The organism is Pseudarthrobacter sp. L1SW (assembly GCF_020809045.1).
Lineage (GTDB): Bacteria > Actinomycetota > Actinomycetes > Actinomycetales > Micrococcaceae > Arthrobacter.
Window position 1 is genome coordinate 3,449,138 of record NZ_CP078079.1, and the last position, 21,579, is coordinate 3,470,716.

The 21,579-nt window shown below is 65.9% G+C and carries 22 protein-coding genes and 1 riboswitch; of the genes, 9 read left to right on the forward strand and 13 right to left on the reverse strand.

Annotated elements, in window-relative coordinates:
- Positions 1-110 precede the first annotated feature (110 nt).
- Positions 111-1,544, forward strand: a complete 1,434-nt coding sequence (locus KTR40_RS16045; protein ID WP_228404367.1) for an HNH endonuclease signature motif containing protein — start codon at positions 111-113, stop codon at positions 1,542-1,544.
- On the opposite strand, the gene KTR40_RS16050 is transcribed toward KTR40_RS16045, so the two are convergent.
- Positions 1,541-1,708 (reverse strand): hypothetical protein, encoded by a 168-nt coding sequence (locus KTR40_RS16050; protein ID WP_228404368.1) that lies wholly within the window; start codon positions 1,706-1,708, stop codon positions 1,541-1,543. The genes KTR40_RS16045 and KTR40_RS16050 overlap by 4 nt on opposite strands.
- Here KTR40_RS16050 and KTR40_RS16055 point away from each other — a divergent pair.
- From KTR40_RS16055 to KTR40_RS16065, 3 genes are all read left to right on the forward strand, one after another.
- A complete protein-coding gene (locus tag KTR40_RS16055; protein WP_228404369.1) occupies positions 1,708-1,953 on the forward strand; it encodes a hypothetical protein in 246 nt (81 codons plus the stop codon). The two genes, KTR40_RS16050 and KTR40_RS16055, sit on opposite strands and share 1 nt — an antisense overlap.
- A 61-nt stretch (positions 1,954-2,014) precedes the next feature.
- Complete coding sequence (locus KTR40_RS16060) at positions 2,015-2,437, forward strand: universal stress protein (protein WP_139030447.1); 423 nt, start codon at positions 2,015-2,017, stop codon at positions 2,435-2,437.
- Between the two features lie 305 nt (positions 2,438-2,742).
- A complete protein-coding gene (locus KTR40_RS16065) occupies positions 2,743-2,907 on the forward strand; it encodes a hypothetical protein (RefSeq protein WP_228404370.1) in 165 nt (54 codons plus the stop codon).
- 156 nt (positions 2,908-3,063) lie between these two features.
- Here KTR40_RS16065 and KTR40_RS16070 read toward each other — a convergent pair whose 3' ends face one another.
- The 12 genes from KTR40_RS16070 to KTR40_RS16125 all read right to left on the reverse strand — a co-directional run bounded on the left by KTR40_RS16070 (position 3,064) and on the right by KTR40_RS16125 (position 16,379).
- Positions 3,064-3,306, reverse strand: coding sequence for a hypothetical protein (locus tag KTR40_RS16070; protein WP_139030448.1), 243 nt, complete (start codon positions 3,304-3,306; stop codon positions 3,064-3,066).
- A gap of 101 nt (positions 3,307-3,407) precedes the next feature.
- Positions 3,408-4,388 carry a formyltetrahydrofolate deformylase gene (gene purU, locus KTR40_RS16075; protein WP_228404371.1) on the reverse strand — a complete coding sequence of 327 codons (981 nt, stop codon included), beginning with the start codon at positions 4,386-4,388 and terminating at the stop codon, positions 3,408-3,410.
- A complete protein-coding gene (gene cycA / locus KTR40_RS16080) occupies positions 4,385-5,851 on the reverse strand; it encodes a D-serine/D-alanine/glycine transporter (protein ID WP_139030450.1) in 1,467 nt (488 codons plus the stop codon). The genes purU and cycA overlap by 4 nt, the downstream gene beginning before the upstream one ends.
- Positions 5,841-6,692 (reverse strand): methylenetetrahydrofolate reductase, encoded by an 852-nt coding sequence (locus KTR40_RS16085; RefSeq protein WP_228404372.1) that lies wholly within the window; start codon positions 6,690-6,692, stop codon positions 5,841-5,843. The genes cycA and KTR40_RS16085 overlap by 11 nt, the downstream gene beginning before the upstream one ends.
- A gap of 59 nt (positions 6,693-6,751) precedes the next feature.
- Complete coding sequence (gene lipA / locus KTR40_RS16090; protein ID WP_228404373.1) at positions 6,752-7,771, reverse strand: lipoyl synthase; 1,020 nt, start codon at positions 7,769-7,771, stop codon at positions 6,752-6,754.
- 13 nt (positions 7,772-7,784) lie between these two features.
- The gene (locus KTR40_RS16095; RefSeq protein WP_228404374.1) at positions 7,785-9,227 is read right to left on the reverse strand and encodes an L-serine ammonia-lyase; all 1,443 of its coding nucleotides are present in this window, start codon (positions 9,225-9,227) and stop codon (positions 7,785-7,787) included.
- A gap of 281 nt (positions 9,228-9,508) precedes the next feature.
- Positions 9,509-10,834 (reverse strand): serine hydroxymethyltransferase, encoded by a 1,326-nt coding sequence (gene glyA, locus KTR40_RS16100; protein WP_304940885.1) that lies wholly within the window; start codon positions 10,832-10,834, stop codon positions 9,509-9,511.
- The gene (gene gcvH, locus KTR40_RS16105; RefSeq protein ID WP_228404375.1) at positions 10,831-11,214 is read right to left on the reverse strand and encodes a glycine cleavage system protein GcvH; all 384 of its coding nucleotides are present in this window, start codon (positions 11,212-11,214) and stop codon (positions 10,831-10,833) included. The genes glyA and gcvH overlap by 4 nt, the downstream gene beginning before the upstream one ends.
- Positions 11,215-11,318: 104 nt before the next feature.
- The gene (gcvT, locus tag KTR40_RS16110; protein WP_228404376.1) at positions 11,319-12,452 is read right to left on the reverse strand and encodes a glycine cleavage system aminomethyltransferase GcvT; all 1,134 of its coding nucleotides are present in this window, start codon (positions 12,450-12,452) and stop codon (positions 11,319-11,321) included.
- A 10-nt stretch (positions 12,453-12,462) separates the two neighbouring features.
- Positions 12,463-15,315: an aminomethyl-transferring glycine dehydrogenase gene (gene gcvP, locus KTR40_RS16115; RefSeq protein ID WP_228404377.1), complete on the reverse strand. Its 2,853-nt coding sequence runs from the start codon at positions 15,313-15,315 to the stop codon at positions 12,463-12,465.
- Positions 15,316-15,475: 160 nt separating this feature from the next.
- Positions 15,476-15,573: riboswitch (glycine riboswitch) on the reverse strand.
- Between the two features lie 131 nt (positions 15,574-15,704).
- A complete protein-coding gene (locus KTR40_RS16120; protein ID WP_228404378.1) occupies positions 15,705-16,112 on the reverse strand; it encodes an SRPBCC domain-containing protein in 408 nt (135 codons plus the stop codon).
- A gap of 63 nt (positions 16,113-16,175) precedes the next feature.
- Entirely contained in the window at positions 16,176-16,379 is a 204-nt protein-coding gene (locus tag KTR40_RS16125) for a hypothetical protein (protein WP_370633147.1), read from the reverse strand.
- Between the two features lie 175 nt (positions 16,380-16,554).
- Here KTR40_RS16125 and KTR40_RS16130 point away from each other — a divergent pair, with 175 nt between their 5' ends.
- From KTR40_RS16130 to rhmD, 5 genes are all read left to right on the forward strand, one after another.
- Positions 16,555-16,914 carry a VOC family protein gene (locus KTR40_RS16130; protein ID WP_139030466.1) on the forward strand — a complete coding sequence of 120 codons (360 nt, stop codon included), beginning with the start codon at positions 16,555-16,557 and terminating at the stop codon, positions 16,912-16,914.
- A 115-nt stretch (positions 16,915-17,029) separates the two neighbouring features.
- Positions 17,030-17,872, forward strand: coding sequence for an IclR family transcriptional regulator (locus KTR40_RS16135; RefSeq protein WP_228404379.1), 843 nt, complete (start codon positions 17,030-17,032; stop codon positions 17,870-17,872).
- A gap of 101 nt (positions 17,873-17,973) precedes the next feature.
- Positions 17,974-19,314 carry an MFS transporter gene (locus KTR40_RS16140; protein ID WP_228404380.1) on the forward strand — a complete coding sequence of 447 codons (1,341 nt, stop codon included), beginning with the start codon at positions 17,974-17,976 and terminating at the stop codon, positions 19,312-19,314.
- On the forward strand, positions 19,314-20,360 hold the full coding sequence (locus KTR40_RS16145; protein WP_139030469.1) for a zinc-binding dehydrogenase: 1,047 nt from the start codon (positions 19,314-19,316) through the stop codon (positions 20,358-20,360). Before KTR40_RS16140 ends, KTR40_RS16145 begins: the two co-directional genes overlap by 1 nt.
- On the forward strand, positions 20,357-21,538 hold the full coding sequence (gene rhmD, locus KTR40_RS16150; protein ID WP_139030470.1) for an L-rhamnonate dehydratase: 1,182 nt from the start codon (positions 20,357-20,359) through the stop codon (positions 21,536-21,538). Before KTR40_RS16145 ends, rhmD begins: the two co-directional genes overlap by 4 nt.
- Positions 21,539-21,579 lie beyond the last annotated feature (41 nt).

Consider the following 21,579-nt stretch of genomic DNA (forward strand, 5'->3'; position numbering starts at 1 on the left):
CCGCCATACCGTATGCGCCCGTTCCCGGCCCGGAATAGTTTTGCACCGGCAGGACGGGCGGTGCTCTGCCCAACGCCTTAAATGTCAGACCCTCCGGCCATGATGGGTTTATGGGTAAGGCGGCGGTGGTGAAGGCGTTTGAGGACATCAACGCTGCTCTTGCTGTGCTCAATGCGGAAGCGGATGGGTGCGGTTCGGAGCCGTTCTCCGGCGCTGACCCACTGGCCGGGCTAGCCGACGGGTGCCTGGACATCCTTGCCTGGGCCGCCGGGGTCCAGGCCCGGATAGCGGGTCTAGTGGCCAACGCCGCAGGGACATACGCCAACACCGCACGGGCCGCAGCCCCGCCGGACGCCCCGGTACAGGCGCAGGAAATGGCGATCGCAGCCGAGATCAGCTGTGTCATGGCCATCGGGGACCGGGCCGCGGGCGCCCTGCTGGCCCGGTCCCACGCCCTCGCCACCTCCCTGCCCCGGACCCTCGCAGCCCTGCACAACGGAACAATCTCCTGGCAGCACGCCACAGTCATGGTGGACGAGGCCGCAACCCTTGACCCCGCTGGGGCCGCCGCCCTCGAAGCCCACTTTTTGGCCCCGGACACACCACGACTGCCCAATGCCGCCTCCATTGGCGAGATGCCGGCGTACCGGTTCCGCGCGAAAGCCCGGACGTGGCGGGAACGCCACCACGCCGAATCCATCGAGAAGCGGCACGCCAAGGGCGTGGCTGACCGGCGGGTCGAATACCGGCCGGACCAGGACGGCATGGCCTGGCTCTCCGCCTACCTGCCCGCCCACCAAGCCGCAGCCGCCTGGAACCGGCTGACCGCCATCTCCCGGGGGATGCAGGGACCGGACGAGGCCCGCACCCTGTCCCAGCTCCGGGCAGACACCTTCGCCGAAGCACTTCTCACCAGCGGCACCACCAGCAGCAACAGCGGGGGCAGCGGTACCCGGGCCGAGGTGCTGGTCACCGTGCCGGTATTCTCCCTGATGGGCCTCACGGACGAGCCCGCAGTGCTGGACGGGCACGGCCCCATCCCGGCCTCCATGGCACGGGACCTCGTCGCCGGCGGGGCGGACTCGTTCCACCGGATACTGGTTGACCCGCGGGACGGGGCACCAATGGAAATCGGCCGCACCAGCTACCGGATAACCAAGGCGATGCGGACCTGGCTCAGGCTCAGGGACGGAAAATGCCCCTTCCCCGGCTGCAGCAACAGCTCCCTGGACAACGAAGCCGACCACCTCCTCGCCTGGCACCAAGGCGGCACCACCGGAATCAGCAACCTGGGCCAGCCCTGCCCAAAACACCACAAACTCCGCCACACCAGCGGCTGGAAACCCACCCCCGCCACCACAACCGGACCACCCGGCTGGACCTCACCCACCGGCCGCCACTACACAAGCGAACACCAAGACTGGGAACCACCCCACTGGCCCCGGCAACTGGAGCCCGTCACCGGCCGGCCGCCGGACTACGCCTACACCAGGCTCTCCCCAGGAGAAGACGCCCTGACGCGCATCCTTCACGCCCACGGCTAACAGCACAGCAAAGCCGCCGCAGGGCCATTCCCGTGGCGGCTGGGCTGGTGCGATTGTTCCTGTTCCACCAGAAGGCCCTTGGACTTCAGGCCGTCCGTCAGGTTGCACAGGTCGATGGTGGTTCCACCGGCGTTGTACAGGCTGATGAGCTCGCTGGCCTTCAATGGCTTCGGATGACCTGCTGCCGTCCGGAATGCCTGCCGAACACCGGCTGGCCGTTATCGCGGAACTGCAGTCAGAGCTAACGGAGCTCGGGGAATCGAAGGCGGCACTTGAGGAGCGGCGGGTGAACCTCCTGGCCGCGGCGCGCCGGCTCGGAGTGGACGACTTCGGGCTCGCAGCCCTCAGCGGGCTCCAGAGCGATGCCATCGGCAAATTGACCTGGGGGCTTCAGCCCGATCTTCCCTAGACTTGCGAGTGAACGCTGAAACAGTGAACGCTGAAACTACGCACGAGCAAAGGAGCCAGTAATGAGTGGAGTAGTGGTAGTTGGAGTGGATGGCAGCCCGTCGGCATTGAAGGCCGCGGAAAAAGCGCTGGACCTGGCGAAATCGCTGGGAGCTTCGCTGCACGTGGTGACCGCATTCGACGTCGACCGTTCCGAGAGCTTCGGCGTCGGTTCGGACGAGGTGAGGGTCTGGAACTCCGAGGCCGCCGAAAACGTCGCCAAAGCACTGTCCGATACGCGGCCGGGAGTGGAGGTCACCCACTTCGCCGCCCGCGGCAAACCGGCCGATTCCCTCATCAAGGAGGCCATCCGCCTGGACGCCCGGCTGATCGTGGTGGGCAACCGGAGGATGCGCGGCATCGGCCGCCTCCTGGGCAGCGTGGCCAACAGCGTGGCGCACAACGCCCCCTGCGATGTCTACATCGCCAACACCTACGAGGACTAACCAACACACCCCCGAGGACAAGTCAGCGTACCAAGGATGACAGCCAGCAAGCGGGCGACGACGGGGCCTCCCGCCGTCGCCCGCTTGCTATGGCGGGGTGCGGCGACGTGGGGATGATCCGGCGAGGCTGCCCACGGCGGCATCCCAACGGGGCAACTCGAGACTGCAGCCCGAACGCCCGGAAGGCGGGGACACGCCGGGCCATCCTCAAGATTTGCGAAGTTTATCCTGTCGGTAGATAAACCCTCTTCCCATGGCATTGCGGCCTGCCTAGGGTTGCTTCACAAGCACACCAAGGGGGACCCATGAAAAGCTCAAGCAACGCCCTGCCAGAGACCCTATCCGAGGACCCGCAGCAGCAGCCCAGCCCTGAACCGGAGGGCCGGCAGCGGACCGTGGCCGAATGGACGGGCGAACTCCTGCTCGGAATCCGGCAGCCGGTGCAGTTCCGCCTGGCCGACTGGCCCTAGTTAATTCCTCGGCAAAACCCGCCCGCAACACTCGACAGTGCGGGCCACCTGGATCACCGGTATGACTTCGAAAGCCATGCGCCCAACACGGCCAGCGCACTAACCCAGGTTGTTACCCGCCGTTTCCGGCCCGCACAGCCCTTCAGGGAAACCCGCCTAACTCGAGGCGTCCTTTTCGATTTCCTCAGCGAGCTCGTCCACCGCTTCCGGACGCAGGTCGATGCCCGCCTCTTCGAAACGCTCCTCCAGCACGTGGCTCACCTCATCCTGCACGTGGCCAAGGCGGATCTCGTCACGGACCTCGTCCGCGATGCTTTCGGCAGTCTCAACGCCGTCAACCTCCGCCGCGCCGTCGTCGTCGAAAGGGGCACCTGCGGTATCAGCTCCGGAGTCAGTCATACCCAATCGTTGCCGCTTGCAGGTGGAGAGGTCAACAACCGGTCCACCCGCCCAAGGCAAAGCGGACGACGGCGGGGCATCCCGCCGTCGTTCGCTTCCGCCTACCGCAGGACGACTGTGCGGTTGCCCAGCAGCAGGATCCGGCCCTCGCAGTGCCAGCGGACGGCATTCCGCAGCGCCACGCACTCAGCATCCCGGCCCACGGCCACCAAGTCATCGGCGGTGTAGGTGTGGTCCACCTCGATGACCTGCTGCGAGATGATCGGTCCCTCGTCCAGTTCCGCGTTGACGTAGTGGGCAGTGGCACCCACGGTCTTGACGCCGCGCTCGTACGCCTGGTGGTAGGGCTTCGCGCCCTTGAAGCTCGGCAGGAACGAGTGGTGGATGTTGATGGTCTTGCCCGCCAGCCTGGCTGAAAGCTCGTCGCTCAGGACCTGCATATAGCGGGCCAGCACCACCAGTTCCACGTCGAACGCGTCCACGAGTTCCAGGAGGCGCGCTTCGGCGTCGACCTTGGTGTCCTTGGTGACCGGCACGTGGAAAAACGGGATGCCGTGCCACTGGACCAGGCCCTCCTGGTCGCGGTGGTTGGAGACGACGGCCACGATCTCCACCGGGATGTCGCCCGTCCGGGTCCGGAACAGCAGGTCGTTGAGGCAGTGCCCCATCTTGGACACCATCACCAGGACCCTGCGCTTCCGGCCGTGGGGTTCCAGCTGCCAGTTCATCTGCCACTTCTCCGCCACAGGGGCGAAGCCGCTGCGGAGGTCTTCAGTGCCGGCGGGCTGCCGGAGAGGCTGCCCGGCGGCCTGCCCGGCAGGCTGCCCACCAGCCGGCGAACCGGAGGAAAAGTGCACCCGCATGAAGAAGTGCCCCTGCGCCTTGTCGCCATACTGCTTGATGTCGATGATGTCGCACCCCTGCTCCAGCAGGAACGCGGAGACCGCGTGGACAATCCCGGGCGATTCAACGCAGTCAACCGTCAGGACATGTTCGACGGCGGCAGCCGGGTCAGGTGCCCCGGCATCGGTTCCGGGGGTGGCGGCGGGAGTGCTGGGCGGCAGTGTGGTGGCCGTGCTCATTTCTGCACCTTCTCGAGTTCCCTGGCCTTGGACGTTTCCGCTTCCTGGGCAAGATCGGCCTGGAACTGTGCGTAGCGGGCCAGGTGGGCCGGGCGGCGGCGGATGGCAAGCCACGCCACGGCCAGGATGATGAACCAGACCGGCGTGACCAGCAGCGCCAGCAGGGTGTCCGGCTGCGTTGTCAGGGCCCAGAGGACGAAGCCAAAGAACGCGAACACCACCCACACCATCGGGACGCCGCCGGGCATCCGGTACTTGGATGACTCATGCAGGTGCGGGCGGCGGCGGCGGAACGCGATGTAGCTGGCCAGGATGATGGACCAGACGAACACGAAGCAGACGGCGGAGACGGTGGTCACCATGTCGAAGGCCTTACCGATGTCCTGGCCCGCGTACATCAGCACCACGCCGGAGAGCAGCAGGACGCAGGAGAGGAAGAGGGCGTTCTGCGGGACCTTGCGGCGTGACAGGGCGCCGAACGCCGAGGGCGCGTCGCCCTCCTGGGCAAGCCCGTACACCATGCGGGAGGTGGAGTAGATGCCGGAGTTGGCCGAGGACATGGCGGAGCTGAGCACCACCAGGTTCACCACAGTGGCTGCGGCGCCGAGGCCAGCCAGGGAGAACATGGCGATGAACGGGCTGTGGCCGGCCTGGAACTGGGTCCAGGGGGTGACGGACATCAGGACGATAAGGGCGCCCACGTAGAAGAGCAGCACGCGGATGGGGATGGAGTTGATGGCCTTGGGCAGGTTCTTCTCCGGGTCCTTGGCCTCGGCTGCGGTGGTGCCCACCAGCTCGATGCCCACAAACGCGAACACCGCAATCTGGAAGCCGGCCACAAAACCCATGAACTCGTTCGGGAACATGCCGCCGTGGTTCCACAGGTTCGTGAAGGTGGCAGGGCCGGCGTCGGACTGGAAGCCCGTCAAGATCATGAACATGCCCACGATGATCAGCGCCGCGATGGCGATGATCTTGATCAGCGCGAACCAGAACTCGGTTTCGCCGAACGCCTTCACGGTGACGAGGTTCAGGAGCAAGAGGATGGCCACGGTGGCCAGGCCCGGGATCCAGAGCGGCAACCCCGGCCAGAGCTCCTTGGAGTACCCGGCGATCGCGATGACGTCCGCGATGCCGGTGATCACCCAGCAGAACCAGTAGGTCCAGCCGGTGAAGAACCCGGCCCACGGGCCCAGGAGATCGGCCGCGAAGTCGCTGAAGGATTTGTAGTTCAGGTTGCTCAGCAGCAGTTCGCCCATGGCCCGCATGACGAAGAACAGCATGAAGCCGATGATCATGTAGACAAAGATGACGGACGGCCCGGCGGCGGAGATGGTCTTGCCGGAGCCCATGAACAGGCCTGTGCCGATTGCGCCGCCAATGGCGATCAGCTGGATGTGCCTGTTGCTGAGTTGCCGCTCGAGATGCGGCTCCTGGCGGGAAGTAGTGGATTTAGTGGTCACGTGCTGCTCCTCGAATCAATGCTGGCTGGAGTGCTGCGGAAGGGGATGCCTGTTCCGGCGCTGTGTGGACGCCATAGTCCTGCGCCGAAGCAAGGCTGTTGAAGCTGTAAAGGTGGATGCCGGCGATGTTGTCCGGCTGTGTTTCCAGCCCGGTGATCAGGCTGCCTGGCGAGTAGCGGTCCCCGCTCAGAAGCTTGCGGGCCAGCGGGCCCTTGCGGCTGAGGAATTTCAGGGAACTTCCGACGCCGATCTGCGTGGCGAGTGCCACGAGCTTCGTCCGCGGGACGGATCCAGCCACGCCTGCCCACAGGGGCAGGCGTACGCCTTCGCGGCGCAAGAGTGCCGCGTAGTCATGGATTTTTCCCGCGTCGAAGCACATCTGGGTGACCACATGCGAGGCCAGGTGCTGCTTGGCCAGCAGTGCGTCCAGCAGGTCCAGGGGGCTGGCCAGCGGATGGCCCTCCGGGTAGCCGGCCACCCCGACCCGCATGGTCCCGCCGGTGTACTGGGCGATGTCTTCCAGTACCGGAAGGGCGGAGTCGTAGGTGCCGGCGGGCTGTTTCCGGTCGCCGCCGATAACGAACACCTCACCGATGCCGCCGGCGTTGCAGCCACGGATGATCTCCGTGAGCTCGGCACGGCTGCGGATGCTGCGGGCGGCCAGGTGCGGGACCACGGTGTAGCCGAGGTCTGCAGCCTCCACCGCGGTGCGCATGGTCCGCTCGATGCCGTGGTGCGGCAGGCACGTGACGCTGAGCGTGGTGGTCCGGGGCACCAGGGCCTGGACCTGCTCAATGATTCCTTCGGAAGGGATGATTTCGATTCTGATGGGGAACATCATTGGTCCTGTCTATGCATCAGGTTTCTTTGGGTGTCAGCTCTTCGTTGCGGCTGGGACCCTCAGGCCGTGGCGGCGAGCAGTGAGCTGGCTTCCTGGCGGGTGGTGCCGGAGTCCTGGATGCCGTCGGCGATGTGGGCGAGTTCGGCGGGGATGTCGCGGCCCTTCTTGCGCATGGCGGTGGCCCAGAGCCGGCCGGCGCGGTAGGAGGAGCGGACCAGCGGCCCGGACATAACACCCAGGAAGCCGATTTCGTTGGCTTCGTCCTGGAGGTCCACGAATTCCTGCGGCTTGACCCAGCGGTCCACCGGCAGGTGCCGCTCGGACGGGCGCAGGTACTGGGTGATGGTGATCAGGTCGCACCCGGCCTCGTGCAGGTCCCGGAGCGCTTCGGAGATCTCCTCGCGGGTTTCGCCCATGCCCAGGATCAGGTTGGACTTGGTCACCATGCTCAGGTTCCTGCCCTGCGTGATCACGTCCAGGGACCGGTCGTAGCGGAACGCGGGCCGGATCCGCTTGAAGATCCTGGGCACGGTTTCGACGTTGTGCGCGAACACCTCGGGCCTGGAATCGCAGATCGCGGCGATGTGTTCGGGTTTGCCGGAGAAGTCCGGGATCAGCAGCTCCACCCCGGTGCCGGGGTTCAGCTCATGGATCTTTCGGACCGTTTCGGCGTACAGCCACACGCCCTCGTCGGCGAGGTCGTCCCGGGCCACGCCGGTGACGGTGGCGTAGCGCAGCTGCATGGCCTGCACGGAGCGGGCCACCTTGGTGGGTTCGAACATGTCCACCGGCGAGGGTTTGCCGGTATCGATCTGGCAGAAGTCACACCGGCGCGTGCACTCGGACCCGCCGATCAGGAAGGTGGCTTCCTTGTCCTCCCAGCACTCGAAAATGTTGGGGCAGCCGGCCTCCTCGCACACCGTGTGCAGGCCCTCTTTCTTGACCAGGTTCTTGAGCTGGACGAACTCCGGGCCCATCTGGACCTTGGCCTTGATCCAGTCCGGCTTCCGCTCCACCGGGACAGCGGAATTGCGCTGTTCAACGCGCAAAAGCTTCCGGCCTTCAGGTGCCAATGTCATTTCTGTACTTCCCTTAGCATTCGACGACGTTGACGGCGAGGCCGCCCATGGCCGTTTCCTTGTATTTGGAGCTCATGTCCTTGCCGGTCTCGCGCATGGTCACAATGACCTCATCGAGGGAGACCCGGTGCGAGCCGTCGCCCCAGAGCGCCATCTTCGCCGCGTTGATGGCCTTCGCCGCGGCGATCGCGTTCCGTTCAATGCACGGGACCTGGACCAGCCCGCCGATCGGATCACACGTCAAACCCAGGTTGTGCTCCATCGCGATCTCCGCCGCGTTCTCCACCTGCGCCGGGGAACCACCCATCACCTCCGCCAGGCCCGCGGCCGCCATCGACGACGCCGACCCCACCTCGCCCTGGCAGCCCACCTCAGCCCCCGAGATCGACGCCTGCTCCTTGTACAGCACCCCCACGGCGCCGGCGGCGAGCAGGAACTTCACCACCACATCGTCCCGGTCCTCCTGGGACGCGTTCTCCATCCCCGGCGCGAAATGCAGCGCGTAGTACAGCACCGCCGGGATGATCCCCGCCGCACCGTTCGTCGGCGCCGTGACCACCCGGCCGCCCGAGGCATTCTCCTCATTCACCGCCAGGGCAATCAAATTAACCCACTCCTGCCAATACTTCGGGTCATGGAACTCCCCCGAGCCGGCGCCGGCGTCGCTTCCCGCGCCGCCGCCGCGGGCGCTTTCCTTCCGCAACCGGTCGTACCAGTCCGGGGCACGGCGGCGGACCTTCAACCCGCCCGGCAGCACCCCCTCACGCTTCAGGGACGTGGCCACGCAGCCCTCCATAACGGAGTAAATATGCAGCAGGCCTTCCCGGATTTCCTCAGGGGTCCGGCTGTCCTCCTCGTTGACCCGCATCACCTCACTGATGCCCAAGCCGGTGTCCCGGCAGTGCTCCAGCAGCTCCGCGGCGGTCCGGAACGGCAACGGCAGCTCCTTCTTGGACTCCTCCAACTCCTGCAGCGCCGCGTCCTCCTCACCCTCACGGACAATGAAACCGCCACCCACCGAAAAGAATGTGGCGGTGTGCAGGACGTCGCCGCCGGCGTCGGACACCGTAAACGTCATCCCGTTCGTATGCCGCGGCAGGACCGTCAACGGCCGCAGCACCATGTCCTTCACCCCATACGGCAACGCCACCGCACCGGCCAGCTGCAACATCCCGGTCCCGGCGATCGAGGCCAGCCGCTCCTCCACCTCGTCCGGCAGGATCAGCTCCGGGTGGTAGCCCTCCAGCCCCAGCAGGATCGCGGTCATCGTCCCGTGTCCATGACCGGTCGCCGCCAGCGACCCATAAAGATCCACCCGCAACGACGCCACATCAGCAAGCCTCCCGGAACCCTTGAGCTCCTCCGCAAAAACAGCAGCAGCCCGCATCGGCCCCACAGTATGAGAAGAAGAAGGCCCAATCCCGATGCTAAACAGATCAAAGACTCCAACAGCCATGTGCTTGGTTCCTAACTAGAAAGTTCGTGTCGGGGTTGGGTGCGCCTGGCCGAATTCCTCCGCGTGCTCGGTCGCGAAGACGTCCGCTGCGCGGACGTGACGCTCCCTTAGACGCACGTCTCCGGAATCCGCCCAGTCGTCAAGGCCGCCCACCTAAGCGAGGGACCTCGCGAGCGTCAGCGGAGCCGGACTTTTCGAAAGCGTGCGTCAGAGGCGAGGAACGAGCCAGCACGCGTGAAAATGTCTGGTCCGCCGACGCGGACGCAACCAGGGTGAAGCACTTAGGCGAGGTTGGTGATTGACGGGTAGAGGGGGTGTGCTTTGGCGAGGGTTTCGACGCGGTGACGCAGCCCCGAAAGGTCCGCATCGGCGTCGGCCGTCAATGCCTCGGCGATGATGTCCGCAACCTCACGGAAGGCAGCCTCACCAAATCCGCGCGTCGCCAGCGCAGGCGTGCCGATCCGCAGGCCCGATGTGACCATCGGCGGGCGCGGGTCGAACGGCACGGCGTTGCGGTTGACCGTGATGTCGATGGCCGCGAGCCGGTCCTCGGCCTGCTGCCCGTCGAGCTCGCAGTTGCGCAGGTCAACGAGGACCAGGTGCACATCGGTGCCGCCGGACACCACGCTGATGCCCTTGGCCGTGACGTCCGGCTGGACCAGGCGTTCGGCCAGGATCCGGGCGCCGGCCAGCACGCGCTCCTGCCGCTCGCGGAACTCCTCGGACGCGGCGATCTTGAATGCCACGGCCTTGCCCGCGATCACGTGTTCCAGCGGGCCGCCCTGCTGACCCGGGAACACAGCCGAGTTGATCTTCTTGGCGATATCGGCGTCGTTGGTCAGGATGATGCCGCCGCGCGGACCGGCGAGGGTCTTGTGCGTGGTGGACGTGGTGACGTGCGCGTGCGGGACGGGCGACGGGTGCAGCCCCGCGGCCACCAGGCCGGCGAAGTGCGCCATGTCCACCATCAGGTAGGCACCGACGGAGTCGGCGATGCGGCGGAACTCGGCGAAGTCCAGCTGCCGGGCGTAGGCGGACCACCCGGCAACGATCAGCGCGGGCTTGGTCTCCTGCGCCAGACGCTCCACCTCTGCCATGTCCACGGTGTGGGTGTCCTCGCGGACGCCGTACGGGACCACGTTGTAGAGCTTGCCGGAGAAGTTGATCTTCATGCCGTGCGTGAGGTGGCCGCCGTGGGCCAGGTTCAGGCCCATGATGGTGTCGCCCGGCTTGATCAGCGCATGCATCACGGAGGCATTGGCCTGCGCGCCGGAGTGCGGCTGGACGTTGGCGAACCCGGCACCGAAGAGCGCCTTGATCCTGTCAATGGCGAGCTGCTCGATGACGTCCACGTGCTCGCAGCCACCGTAGTAGCGCTTGCCCGGGTAGCCTTCGGCGTACTTGTTGGTCAGCACCGATCCCTGCGCCTGCATCACGGCGACGGCGGTGTGGTTCTCGGAGGCGATCATCTCCAGGCCGTCACGCTGGCGGACGAGCTCGTCGTCGATCTTGGCGGCAATCTCCGGGTCCAGCGCGGACAGGTCCGCGTCCAGCGACGGCGACACCACCTGTTCGAAGGCGGTGGTTACCTCCGCCGCGGTGCTCACAGTTCGCCGCCGTTGGCTGCCGCGTACTCCTCAGCGGACATCAGCGGACCCTCGTCGATGACGGCGACTTTGAAGAGCCAGCCGGCGCCGTAGGGATCGTTGTTGATCAGGGCGGGGTCGGAGACCACTTCGTCGTTGATCTCCACAACTTCGCCGGTGACGGGAGCGTAGAGGTCGGAGACGGACTTGGTGGACTCCACCTCGCCGCAGGTCTCCCCCGCGGTCACCGTGGAACCGACCTCGGGCAGGTCCACGTAGACGATGTCGCCCAGGGCTTCGGCGGCGACGGCGGAGATGCCGATGTTGGCGGGGCCGGATCCGTCAGCAGCAACCCATTCGTGCTCGGCGGAGTACTTGAGTTCAGCAACAACTTTTGCCATGTGTAATTCCTTAGGTTCGTAAGTGAAAAGTGAGAGAGCGTCTGGAGAAAAGACGCATCAAGTGAGAGAGCGTCTGGAGAAAACGCGCATCGAGTGAGAGAGCGTTACTTCTGGCGCTTGTAGAACGGGAGGGCCACTACTTCGAAGGGCTCAGGCTTGCCGCGGAGGTCGATGTCCAGGGCGGTGCCGGGTTCGGAGTGTTCGACGTCGACGTAGGCCAGGGCGATCGGGTAACCGAGGGTGGGTGAAGGCTGGCCGGAGGTCACCTCGCCCACGACGTTGCCGTCCTTGAGGACGGGGTAGTGGCTGCGGCCGGCGCGGCGGCCCAGTCCCTTGAGGCCCACGAGCTTGCGGCCGGAGGTTGAGCCTGCACCGAGTGCTTTGAGCTCGGCGAGGACTGCCTTGCCCACGAAGTCCGATTCCTTGGCCAGCGAAACCACCGGGCCCAGGCCAGCGGCGTACGGGTTGCCTTCACGGGAGAGCTCATTGCCGTACAGGGGCATTCCGGCTTCGAGGCGCAGCGAGTCGCGGCAGGCCAGGCCGGCGGGGATGAGGCCGTGGCCGGCGCCAACTTCCAGGAGGGCCTCCCAGAGGCCGGCGGCGTCCTCGTTGGGGATGTAGATTTCGAAGCCGTCCTCGCCGGTGTAGCCGGTGCGGGCCAGCAGCAGGTCCTGGACAGCTCCGTTGACGGTGATCCCTACCTCAACCGCGGCATAGTACTTCAGCTCAGTCACCAGCGGGTGCTGTTCGGCGGGAACCAGCGTCAGCAGGATGGCCTCGGCGTTCGGGCCCTGCACGGCGATCAGGGAGGTCTCGGCGGACACGTCGTCAACAACAACGTCGAAGCCGGCAGCACGCTCAGCCAACGCCGCGGCAACAACGGCGGCATTGCCCGCGTTGGGGACCACCAGGTACTTCTGTTCGCTACGGCGGTAGGAGATCAGGTCATCGATGATCCCGCCGTCTTCCTGGCAGATCAGCGAGTACTTGGCCTTGCCCACGGCCACAGCGGACAGCTTTCCGGCCAGGGCGTAGTCCAGGAAGGCCGCGGCGTCCGGGCCGGTGACCCAGACTTCGCCCATGTGGGAGAGGTCGAACAGGCCTGCGGCGTTGCGGACTGCGTGGTGCTCAGCCAGCTCGGAGCTGTATTTCAGGGGCATCTGCCAGCCGCCGAAGTCGGTGAAGGAGGCGCCGGCAATCTTGTGCTGCTCGTAGAGCGCGGTGTAGTTCTCAGTCATCACGGAATCCTTAGTTCTCAAATTCGGAAAGCGGAGGGCAGGAGCACACGAGGTTGCGGTCCCCTGCAGCGCCGTCGATGCGGCCCACTGGCGGGAAGTACTTGTCCTGACGGAGCGAGGCAACGGGGAAGGCGGCCTGCTCGCGCGGGTAGGTCCGGTCCCATTCGGAAGAGACGACGGCGGCAGCCGTGTGGGGTGCGTTGCGCAGCGGCGACTTCTCCACAGTGAAATCACCCGCAGCCACCTGGTCGATTTCCTTGCGGATGGTGACCATGGCTTCGATGAAGCGGTCGATCTCCGCAAGGTCCTCGGACTCCGTGGGCTCCACCATCAGGGTGCCCGCCACCGGGAAGGACAGCGTGGGGGCGTGGAAGCCGAAGTCGATGAGGCGCTTGGCCACGTCCTCGGCGGTAACACCGGTGCGGGCGGTGAGCTCGCGCAGGTCCAGGATGCACTCGTGTGCCACCAGGCCGGTCTCGCCGGTGTACAGCACGGGGAAGTGCTCGTCCAGGCGGGCAGCAACGTAGTTGGCCGCCAGCAGCGCGGACTTGGTGGCCTCGGTCAGGCCCTGGCCGCCCATCAGCTTCACGTAGGCCCAGGAAATCGGCAGCACACCGGCGGAGCCGAAGCGGGACGCGGAGATCGCAACGCCGTGGCCGGCTTCGTGGGCAGCCTTGTTGGCGTCGCCCGGCATGAACGGTGCCAGGTGCGCCTTCGCAGCGACGGGCCCGACGCCGGGTCCCCCACCGCCGTGCGGGATGCAGAAGGTCTTGTGCAGGTTCAGGTGCGAGACGTCGCCGCCGAACTTGCCCGGCTGTGCCAGCCCGACCAACGCGTTGAGGTTGGCGCCGTCAACGTAGACCTGGCCGCCTGCGGCGTGGATGGCGTCGCACACCTCGCGGACGTCCGAGTCGTAGACGCCGTGGGTGGACGGGTAGGTGATCATGATGGCCGAGAGGACGTCCTTGTGGGCCTCGATCTTGGCCTCCAGGTCCGCGTGGTCGATGGTGCCGTCGGCAGCGGTGGCAACCACCACAACCTTCATGCCCGCCAGGACAGCGGAGGCGGCGTTGGTGCCGTGGGCCGAGGCCGGGATGAGGCAGACGTTGCGCTGTGCCTCGCCGCGGGAGTGGTGGTAGCCGCGGATCGCCAGCAGCCCGGCGAGCTCGCCCTGGGAACCGGCGTTGGGCTGGATGGACACCTGGTCGTAGCCCGTGATCTCGGCGAGGTCGGCTTCGAGCCCGGCGATCAGTTCGCGCCAGCCCTCGGTCTGGGAGTCCGGCGCGAACGGGTGGATGGAGGCGAACTCGGGCCAGGAGATGGCTTCCATCTCGGCGGTCGCGTTCAGCTTCATGGTGCAGGAGCCCAGCGGGATCATGGTCCGGTCAAGCGCCAGGTCCCGGTCGGAGAGGCGGCGGATGTAGCGAAGCAACTGGGTTTCGGAGCGGTGGGTGTTGAACACCGGGTGCTGCAGGTAGGAGGAGGTGCGCAGCACCGATTCCGGCAGCTCAAAGCCCTCGCCGGACACAACCGGACCGGCGCCGAAGGCGACCGCCACCGCGGAGAGGACCTCCGGCGTCGTGGTTTCATCGACGGACACGCCAACCGTGTCCGCGTCGATGAGGCGCAGGTTGATGCCGCGGGCTTCGGCGGCGGTGATCACCTTGGCGGCCTTTCCGGGCACGCGGACGGTGAGGGTGTCGAAGAAGGTGTCGGACACCAGTTCGCGTCCGGCGGCCGTCAACGTGCTGGCCAGGGCGCGGGCGTTGTTGTGGACGGTTTCGGCGATCGCCTTCAGGCCGTCGGGGCCGTGGTAGACGGCGTAGAAGGAGGAGACGATGGCCAGCAGGGCCTGCGCGGTGCAGATGTTGGAGGTGGCCTTTTCGCGGCGGATGTGCTGCTCGCGGGTCTGGAGGGCCAGGCGGTAGGCGGGGACGCCGGCGTTGTCCTTGGACACGCCGACGATGCGGCCCGGGAGGGTGCGCTCCATGCCGTCGCGGACGGCCATGTAGGCGGCGTGCGGTCCCCCAAAGAACAACGGCACGCCGAAGCGCTGGGTGGAGCCGACGGCGATGTCCGCGCCCTGCTCGCCCGGAGGGGTGATGAGGGTGAGGGCCAGGAGGTCGGCGGCGACGGTGACCAGGGCACCGCGGTCCTTGGCCTCGGCGATGACGGCGGACTGGTCCCAGACGCGGCCGGAGACGCCGGGCTGCTGGAGGACCACGCCGTTGATGTCGCCGTCGGGCAGGCCGGACGTGAGGTCAGCGATTTCCACGTCGAAGCCGAGGGCCTCGGCGCGGCCCAGCACGATGGCGATGGTCTGCGGGAGGAGGTCGGCGTCCAGGACGGTCTTGCCGTCCTTCCCAGTCTTGGACTTGTTGGCCCGGCGCATCAGCAGCACGGCTTCGGCCACGGCGGTGGCTTCGTCGAGCAGGGACGCGTTGGCAACGGGCAGGGCGGTGAGGTCCTGGACCATGGTCTGGAAGTTCAGCAGCGCCTCAAGCCGGCCCTGGGAAATCTCGGGCTGGTACGGGGTGTAGGCGGTGTACCAGGCAGGGGCTTCGAGGATGTTGCGGCGGATCACCGGCGGGGTCACGGTGTCGTAGTAGCCCTGGCCAATCATCTGCACGGCCATCTTGTTCTTGCCGGCGAGCTTGCGGAGCTCGGCGAGGACCTGGACTTCACTCAGTGCGCCCTCAAGGGTGAGGGGCTTGTCCTGGCGGATGGAATCCGGGACCGCGCTGTCCACCAGGCCATCAAGGGTGTCGTAGCCGACTGCCTTGAGCATGGTGTCGATGTCGGACTGGCGGCGCGCGCCGATATGGCGGTCAGCGAAGGTGGTTGGGGACGATTGAACCGTCATGAGAGGAACTCCATAATTCAGGTGGCGAAGGGTGCCACTTTGATTCGGGTTCCTCCCCGCTCTGTATTGGACCTGAGAGTTTTGCATTGCCCTGCTGTTCAGCGGGGCGCCACTTGCACCGTCGGTGAGCCCGGTTGCCCGGACTGCTTTCCAGAGTTGCCTTGCCGCGGCGGTACGTGGGCCTGAGAGATTCCTGGGGAGGATTTGCTCCTACGGCGCCTGCAGAACGTACCGGCAGGACTCTCCCGCCGCAGATCATAAGCACGTGCCACTGGTGGGTGACACGGCTCACACCTTACAGGGTCACGGGGCGGGATGCAAAATCCGCGTCCCTCCAAGGCGGACGCACGACGGCGGGACGCGCCCGCCGTCGTGCGCTTGCCAAAGCGTCAGGAGACGCCGGCGAGGACCCCGTCGATCCGCGCCAGCAGTCCGGGCCACCCGCTGCCCATGCCTTCAATGGCCTGCTTGCCCAAGGGGGTGTCGAGGCGGAATCCGGCGTGTTCGTGGTGGAGTACCGTGCCGCCGTCGACCGGCTCGAGCCGCCAGGTGATGGTGGTGTCAAGCACGCCCTCCGAGAAGAGGAAGCTAATGGATTTGCCGGGGTCGGCGCCGAGGACCTCGCACTGCTGCTGGCCCCAGGAGCCCATGTCCAAGGTGAAGCGGTGGCCCACAACCGGCGCGATATCGCCAGGCGCCCACCAGCGGGCCAGCAGTCCGGGGGTGGTCAGCACGGCCCAGACAGATTCCGCGGGGTGCGCGAAGCGGCGTTCGAGCCGGATGGCGTTCTCGGTCATGACGGTTTCTCCTCGTCCAGAAGTTCTGCCAGCGCGTCGAGGCACCGGTTCCCATGTGCCTATTTAGGGGGCGGCCCTTTTGCCGATCCGATAACCAGCCCAGAACGCCAGCACCAGCAGCCCGACTCCGGCGACGGCCAGCCCGATTTGTGTTCCTTGGGTCACGAAGGCGATGCCGTTTCCGCTGAACAGTTGATTGCTCAGGGGCGCGTAGGCGAACCAGCCAAAGCTTGCGTTCGCGTTGCTCCATGCGACGAGGCAGCCCACATTACCGCTGCCAGGCCTGCAATGGGCACGATGGCGGCAAGCAGGCTGGCAGAGTGCGGTGATTTGCGGCTTTCAGATGTGTTGGTGTCCCCCATGCAGGCGAGTCTAGCCGGGCTGCCCACGGCATCCATCCCGGGGCAAGACAGGCTCAGCCCGCCGGGTTTAGGCTGGGCGGATGTTGACCATCGGCAGCACAGTCCTCGGCGTCAACGACGTCGCCCGCTCAACCGCCTTTTGGCACGCCGCCCTCGGCTACGTCCCGCAGGAGCCCGGCGACGAAACCTGGGTGATCCTGGTGCCGGCATCCGGCCATGGAGCGCAGCTTGCCCTCATGCTGAGCGAGACGCCGGTCCAGGAGCACCCCCGCATCCACCTGGATTTGTATGCCGACGACCAGGACGCCGAGGTGGAACGGCTGGTTTCACTCGGCGCCCGGCGCGTCGACTGGGACCTCTACCCGGAGGACCCCGACTTCGTGGTCCTCGCCGACCCGGACGGTAACCGGTTCTGCGTCGTCGACAAGAGTCCGCGGTAGCACCGGAGCCTCTACCCACACCGGATCGGCGCAGCTGCCGGGACGCTTACAATTCAAGTATGTGAACTGTGGGCATTAGCTTTATGCCCCTCGAGCCCTCACTGGGGAGTAGAAGATGGCCGAAGACCGCGGGAATCCGACAGTCAAGTCGGCGGACCGGGCCCTGACCGTGGTCGAATTCGTCGCCGGTAAGGGCTCCGCCAGCTTCACGGAAATTCTAGAAGGGCTGAGCCTGCCGCGTTCGAGCGCACACGGGCTGCTCAATACCCTCTGCGCCGCGGGCTGGCTCGACCACAACAGCGCTAACAAGCAATACTCACTGGGGTTGCGCGCCTGGCAGGTAGGCCAGCTCTACACCGGCCACCAGACCTTGGCCAACGTGGCCAAGCCGGTCATGGACCGGCTCTCGGCGTCACTGGGCGAAACCGTGCAGCTTGCGCTCCTTGATGGAGTTGAAAACGTCTATATCGCGATCAGCCAGGCCCCGGGCGGCATGCGCCTCGGCTCATCCGTAGGCATGCGTCTGCTGGCTCATGCAACCGGGATTGGCAAGGCCCTCCTGAGCATGCTTGAACCCGAGGAAGCCGAACGGCGCCTTGAGTCCGTTGCGCTGCCCAGGCTCACCGAAAAGACGGTAACGGACATTGGAGCCCTCAAGTCGCTGGTGACCCAGGCCAAAGGTGCCGGGTTTGCCCTTGACGACGAGGAGTACCTGGAGGGCTGCCGCTGCGTGGCCGTTCCCCTGACCAGCAAGGCGGGGGGCGGAATGTACGCTGCGCTCTCCGTGACCATGCCGACGGCAAGGACCGACGCCGGGTGGCCCGGAAACATACTCAGCCCGCTGGTCGCCGCGGCTCAGGAGATCCGCGCCCTCCTTGGTGTACGGGAACCAGATCTAACCATTCCCGCTGAACGCAACTCGGACAACCCGCGCAACATTTCCGCCCGTTCCGCGTAGCACCGCGCCATGCTTGCACCCCTCTGTGAGCTGTGCCATACTCAGGCTTGTTCACATTCGTGAACACTATTTCATATTCATGAACTCAATGAGGAGTTAGTGTGTCACTTCCAATGACAGCTCCCACCGGCCAAGCGCTGGCACCGATCGTCAGCCGCGTCACCCGCCGTCTCATCCCGGTCCTTCTGCTCATGTACATCCTGGCGTTCCTGGACCGCGCCAACCTCGGCTTTGCCAAGGCATCCTTCCAGGCGGACACCGGGCTGTCCGACGCGGCGTACGCCTTGGGCGCGGGCATCTTCTTCCTCGGTTACGCAGCACTGGAAGTTCCCAGCAACATCCTCATGCGCAAGCTCGGCGCCAAGATCTGGCTGGCCCGGATCATGATCAGCTGGGGCATCGTCTCCGCACTCATGATGTTCGCCCAGACTGAGTGGGCCTTCTACATCCTCCGGGTACTCCTCGGCATCACCGAGGCAGGGTTCTTTCCCGGCGTAATCCTCTACCTGACGTACTGGATTCCCACCCAGTTCAGGGGGCAGGTCAACGGACTGTTCTACTTCGGCGCACCGCTCGCCTTCATCTTCGGTGGACCGCTCTCGGGGATGCTTCTTGACCTCGACGGCCTGGGCGGGCTGCAGGGGTGGCAGCTCATGTTCCTCGTCACCGGCGCACTCACGGTGGCCGTGGGCATCTGGGCATTCTCCTACCTGGACAACGGACCGGCGGATGCGAAGTGGCTGAACGACAGCGAGCGCGCCACCCTGATCGCAGCACTCAATGTCGAGGACCGGGTCAAAGCGGACCACTCCCCCAAGGGCGCCCTCCGCGCCCTGACGAACCCCAAGGTGCTGTACTTCTGCCTCATCTACTTCACCATCCAGATGAGCGTCTACGGCGTCACGTTCTACCTGCCCACCCAGATCGCCAAGCTCGTGGGCGCGAAGGTGGGGCTCGGCGTCGGGCTCATGACCGCTGTGCCGTGGGGATTCGCCATTCTCGCCACCTTCCTGCTCAGCCGGCTGGCAGACAGGACCGGAAAGCGCCGTCTCGTGGCCTCTGCGTCCCTGACCGCGGCAGCAGTAGGCATCCTGGCTTCCGCACTGACGGACAACCCGCTGATGGGACTCGCGGCACTCTCCCTTGGCGCTGCAGGCTTCATCTCCGTGCAGCCCGTTTTCTGGACGCTTCCCACCGGAATGCTCGTTGGCGCCGCCGCAGCCGGCGGGATTGCGCTGATCAACTCGATCGGCAGCCTCGGAGGGTTCGTCGCCCCCATCGCCAAGACCTGGGCGGAAGCCTCGTTCGGCCCCAGCGCAGGGCTCTTCCTCCTGGCCGGTACGGCCATGGCCGGGGCCGTCCTGCTCTTCAACAGCCACCGGATCAGCAAGATCGTTGACACCAATCCGCTGGCCCAGCCCATCCCCGAGAAGGTGCACTGATGCGGGTACTCGAACTCAAGGACTTCCGGCAGCTTGTTGTGGCGGAACGGGCCGAACCCGGCGCCGGTCCCGGGGAGGTGCTCATCGACGTCGTTGCAACGGGCATCTGCGGATCGGACATCCATGGATACACCGGCGAAAACGGCCGCCGCGTTCCGGGCCAGGTCATGGGCCACGAGACAGTGGGCCGCATTGCCGCCCTGGGAGCCGGGACGGAAGGCTCCGGCCTGGCTGTAGGCCAGCCGGTGACGTTCAACCCGCTTATCAGCTGCAACCGCTGTGAAGCCTGCGACGCCGGCCAGCAGCAGCACTGCCCGGACCGGACAGTTATTGGGGTCAACCCCGCGATCGTGTCCGCTTTCGCGGAACAGGTGGCGGTTCCGGTTGCCAACGTTGTGGCACTGTCCTCCGGGACGCCGATCGTCTACGGAGCGCTGATCGAGCCCCTGGCGGTCGCCTTCCACGCGGTGCGCCGCGCCCGGATCCGGCCGGGCCAGAGAGTCCTGGTCATCGGCGGCGGTCCGATCGGCCAGTCCGTCATCCTCGCTGCGCTGCAGGAAGGTGCGGAGCAGGTCCTGGTCTCCGAGATGGATCCGGCCCGGCGGGATCTCTGCGAACGCCTCGGGGCGACCGCGCTCGACCCTGCAGAGGGTCCGCTGGACCAGCAGGTCAGGACGCACTTTGGACGCCTCGCAGACACCACCGTGGACGCTGTCGGCATCAGACCCACGATTGCCGGTGCCCTGGATGCGACAAAGTTCGGCGGCGTCGTCTCGCTGGTTGGCATGGGTTCCCCGGAACTTGCCTTCAATGCTTACCGTGTTTCCACGGAAGAACGGGAGATCGTGGGCAGCTTCTGCTACAACAACCAGGACTTCCGCGATGCGGCCGCTTGGGTGGACCAGGGTTCCCCCGTATTGGCGGAGCTCATTAGCCGTGAAGTTCCCATGGAAGACGCCGACGCCGCGTTTGCCGGGCTGGCCGCGGCGGACGGCACCGCCGGCAAAGTATTGATCCGCCTCGATTCAGCAAGGAACAGCCAATGAGCATTGAAAACCGCATCCGCCACGTCCGCGCCTATACGCTGCGCGGCGGCGGAGCCGACTACCACGACCAGGACGCCGGGCACTGGATCGATGACCACATCGCCACGCCCATGTCCGTCTACCCGGAATACCGGCAGTCCCGCCAGAGCTTCGGACTGAACGTCCTGGGCACCCTGGTGGTCGAGATCGAGGCGGACGACGGCACCGTAGGTTTCGCCGTCACCACCGCGGGCGAGCTCGGCGCCTTCATCGTGGAGAAGCACCTCGCCAGGTTCGTCGAGGGTGCACGCGTTACGGACATCGAAAAAATCTGGGACCAGATGTACAAGTCCACTCTGTTCTACGGCCGCAAGGGCGTGGTGCTGAATGCGATCAGCGCTGTGGACCTGGCGCTCTACGATCTCCTGGGCAAGATCCGGCAGGAGCCGGTGTACGCCCTGCTGGGCGGCCCGGTCAGGGACGAACTGACCATGTACGCCACCGGCGCCAGGCCCGACGTCGCCAAGAAACTCGGGTTCATTGGCGGCAAAATGCCGCTGCACCACGGGCCTGCCGAGGGTGAGGAGGGCCTGCGCAAGAACCTGGAAATGATCCGGGACATGCGGGAGAAGGTGGGCGATGATTTCTGGCTGATGTTGGACTGCTGGATGTCGCTGGACCTCGAATACGCCACGCGCCTGGCGCACGGCGCTGCCGAGTACAACCTGAAATGGATCGAAGAAGCACTCCCGCCGGACGACTACTGGGGCTACGCCAAGCTCAAGAAGCAGGTTCCGCCCAAGATGCTGGTGACCACCGGCGAGCATGAGGCCACCCGTTGGGGCTTCAAACTGCTGCTGGACATGGAGTGCGCGGACATCCTCCAGCCCGACGTCGGATGGTGCGGGGGTATCACTGAGCTCACCAAGATCTCAGCCATGGCAGACGCTGCCGGCGCGCTCGTGGTCCCGCACGGTTCGTCCGTGTACTCGTACCACTTCGTCGTGACCCGGACCAACAGCCCGTTCGCCGAGTTCCTCATGATGCATCCAACCGCGGAGGAAGTGGTGCCCATGTTCTCGCCGATGCTGCTGGGTGAGCCGGTGCCCGTTAACGGCAAGATCAAGGTCCCCGAAACGCCGGGCTTCGGCGTCGAGTTGAACCCGGCGCTGGAGAAGCTGCGGCCCTACACGCACTGAACCACGAGTACCGACCGTTACAACAGACAAATTTTGCGAAC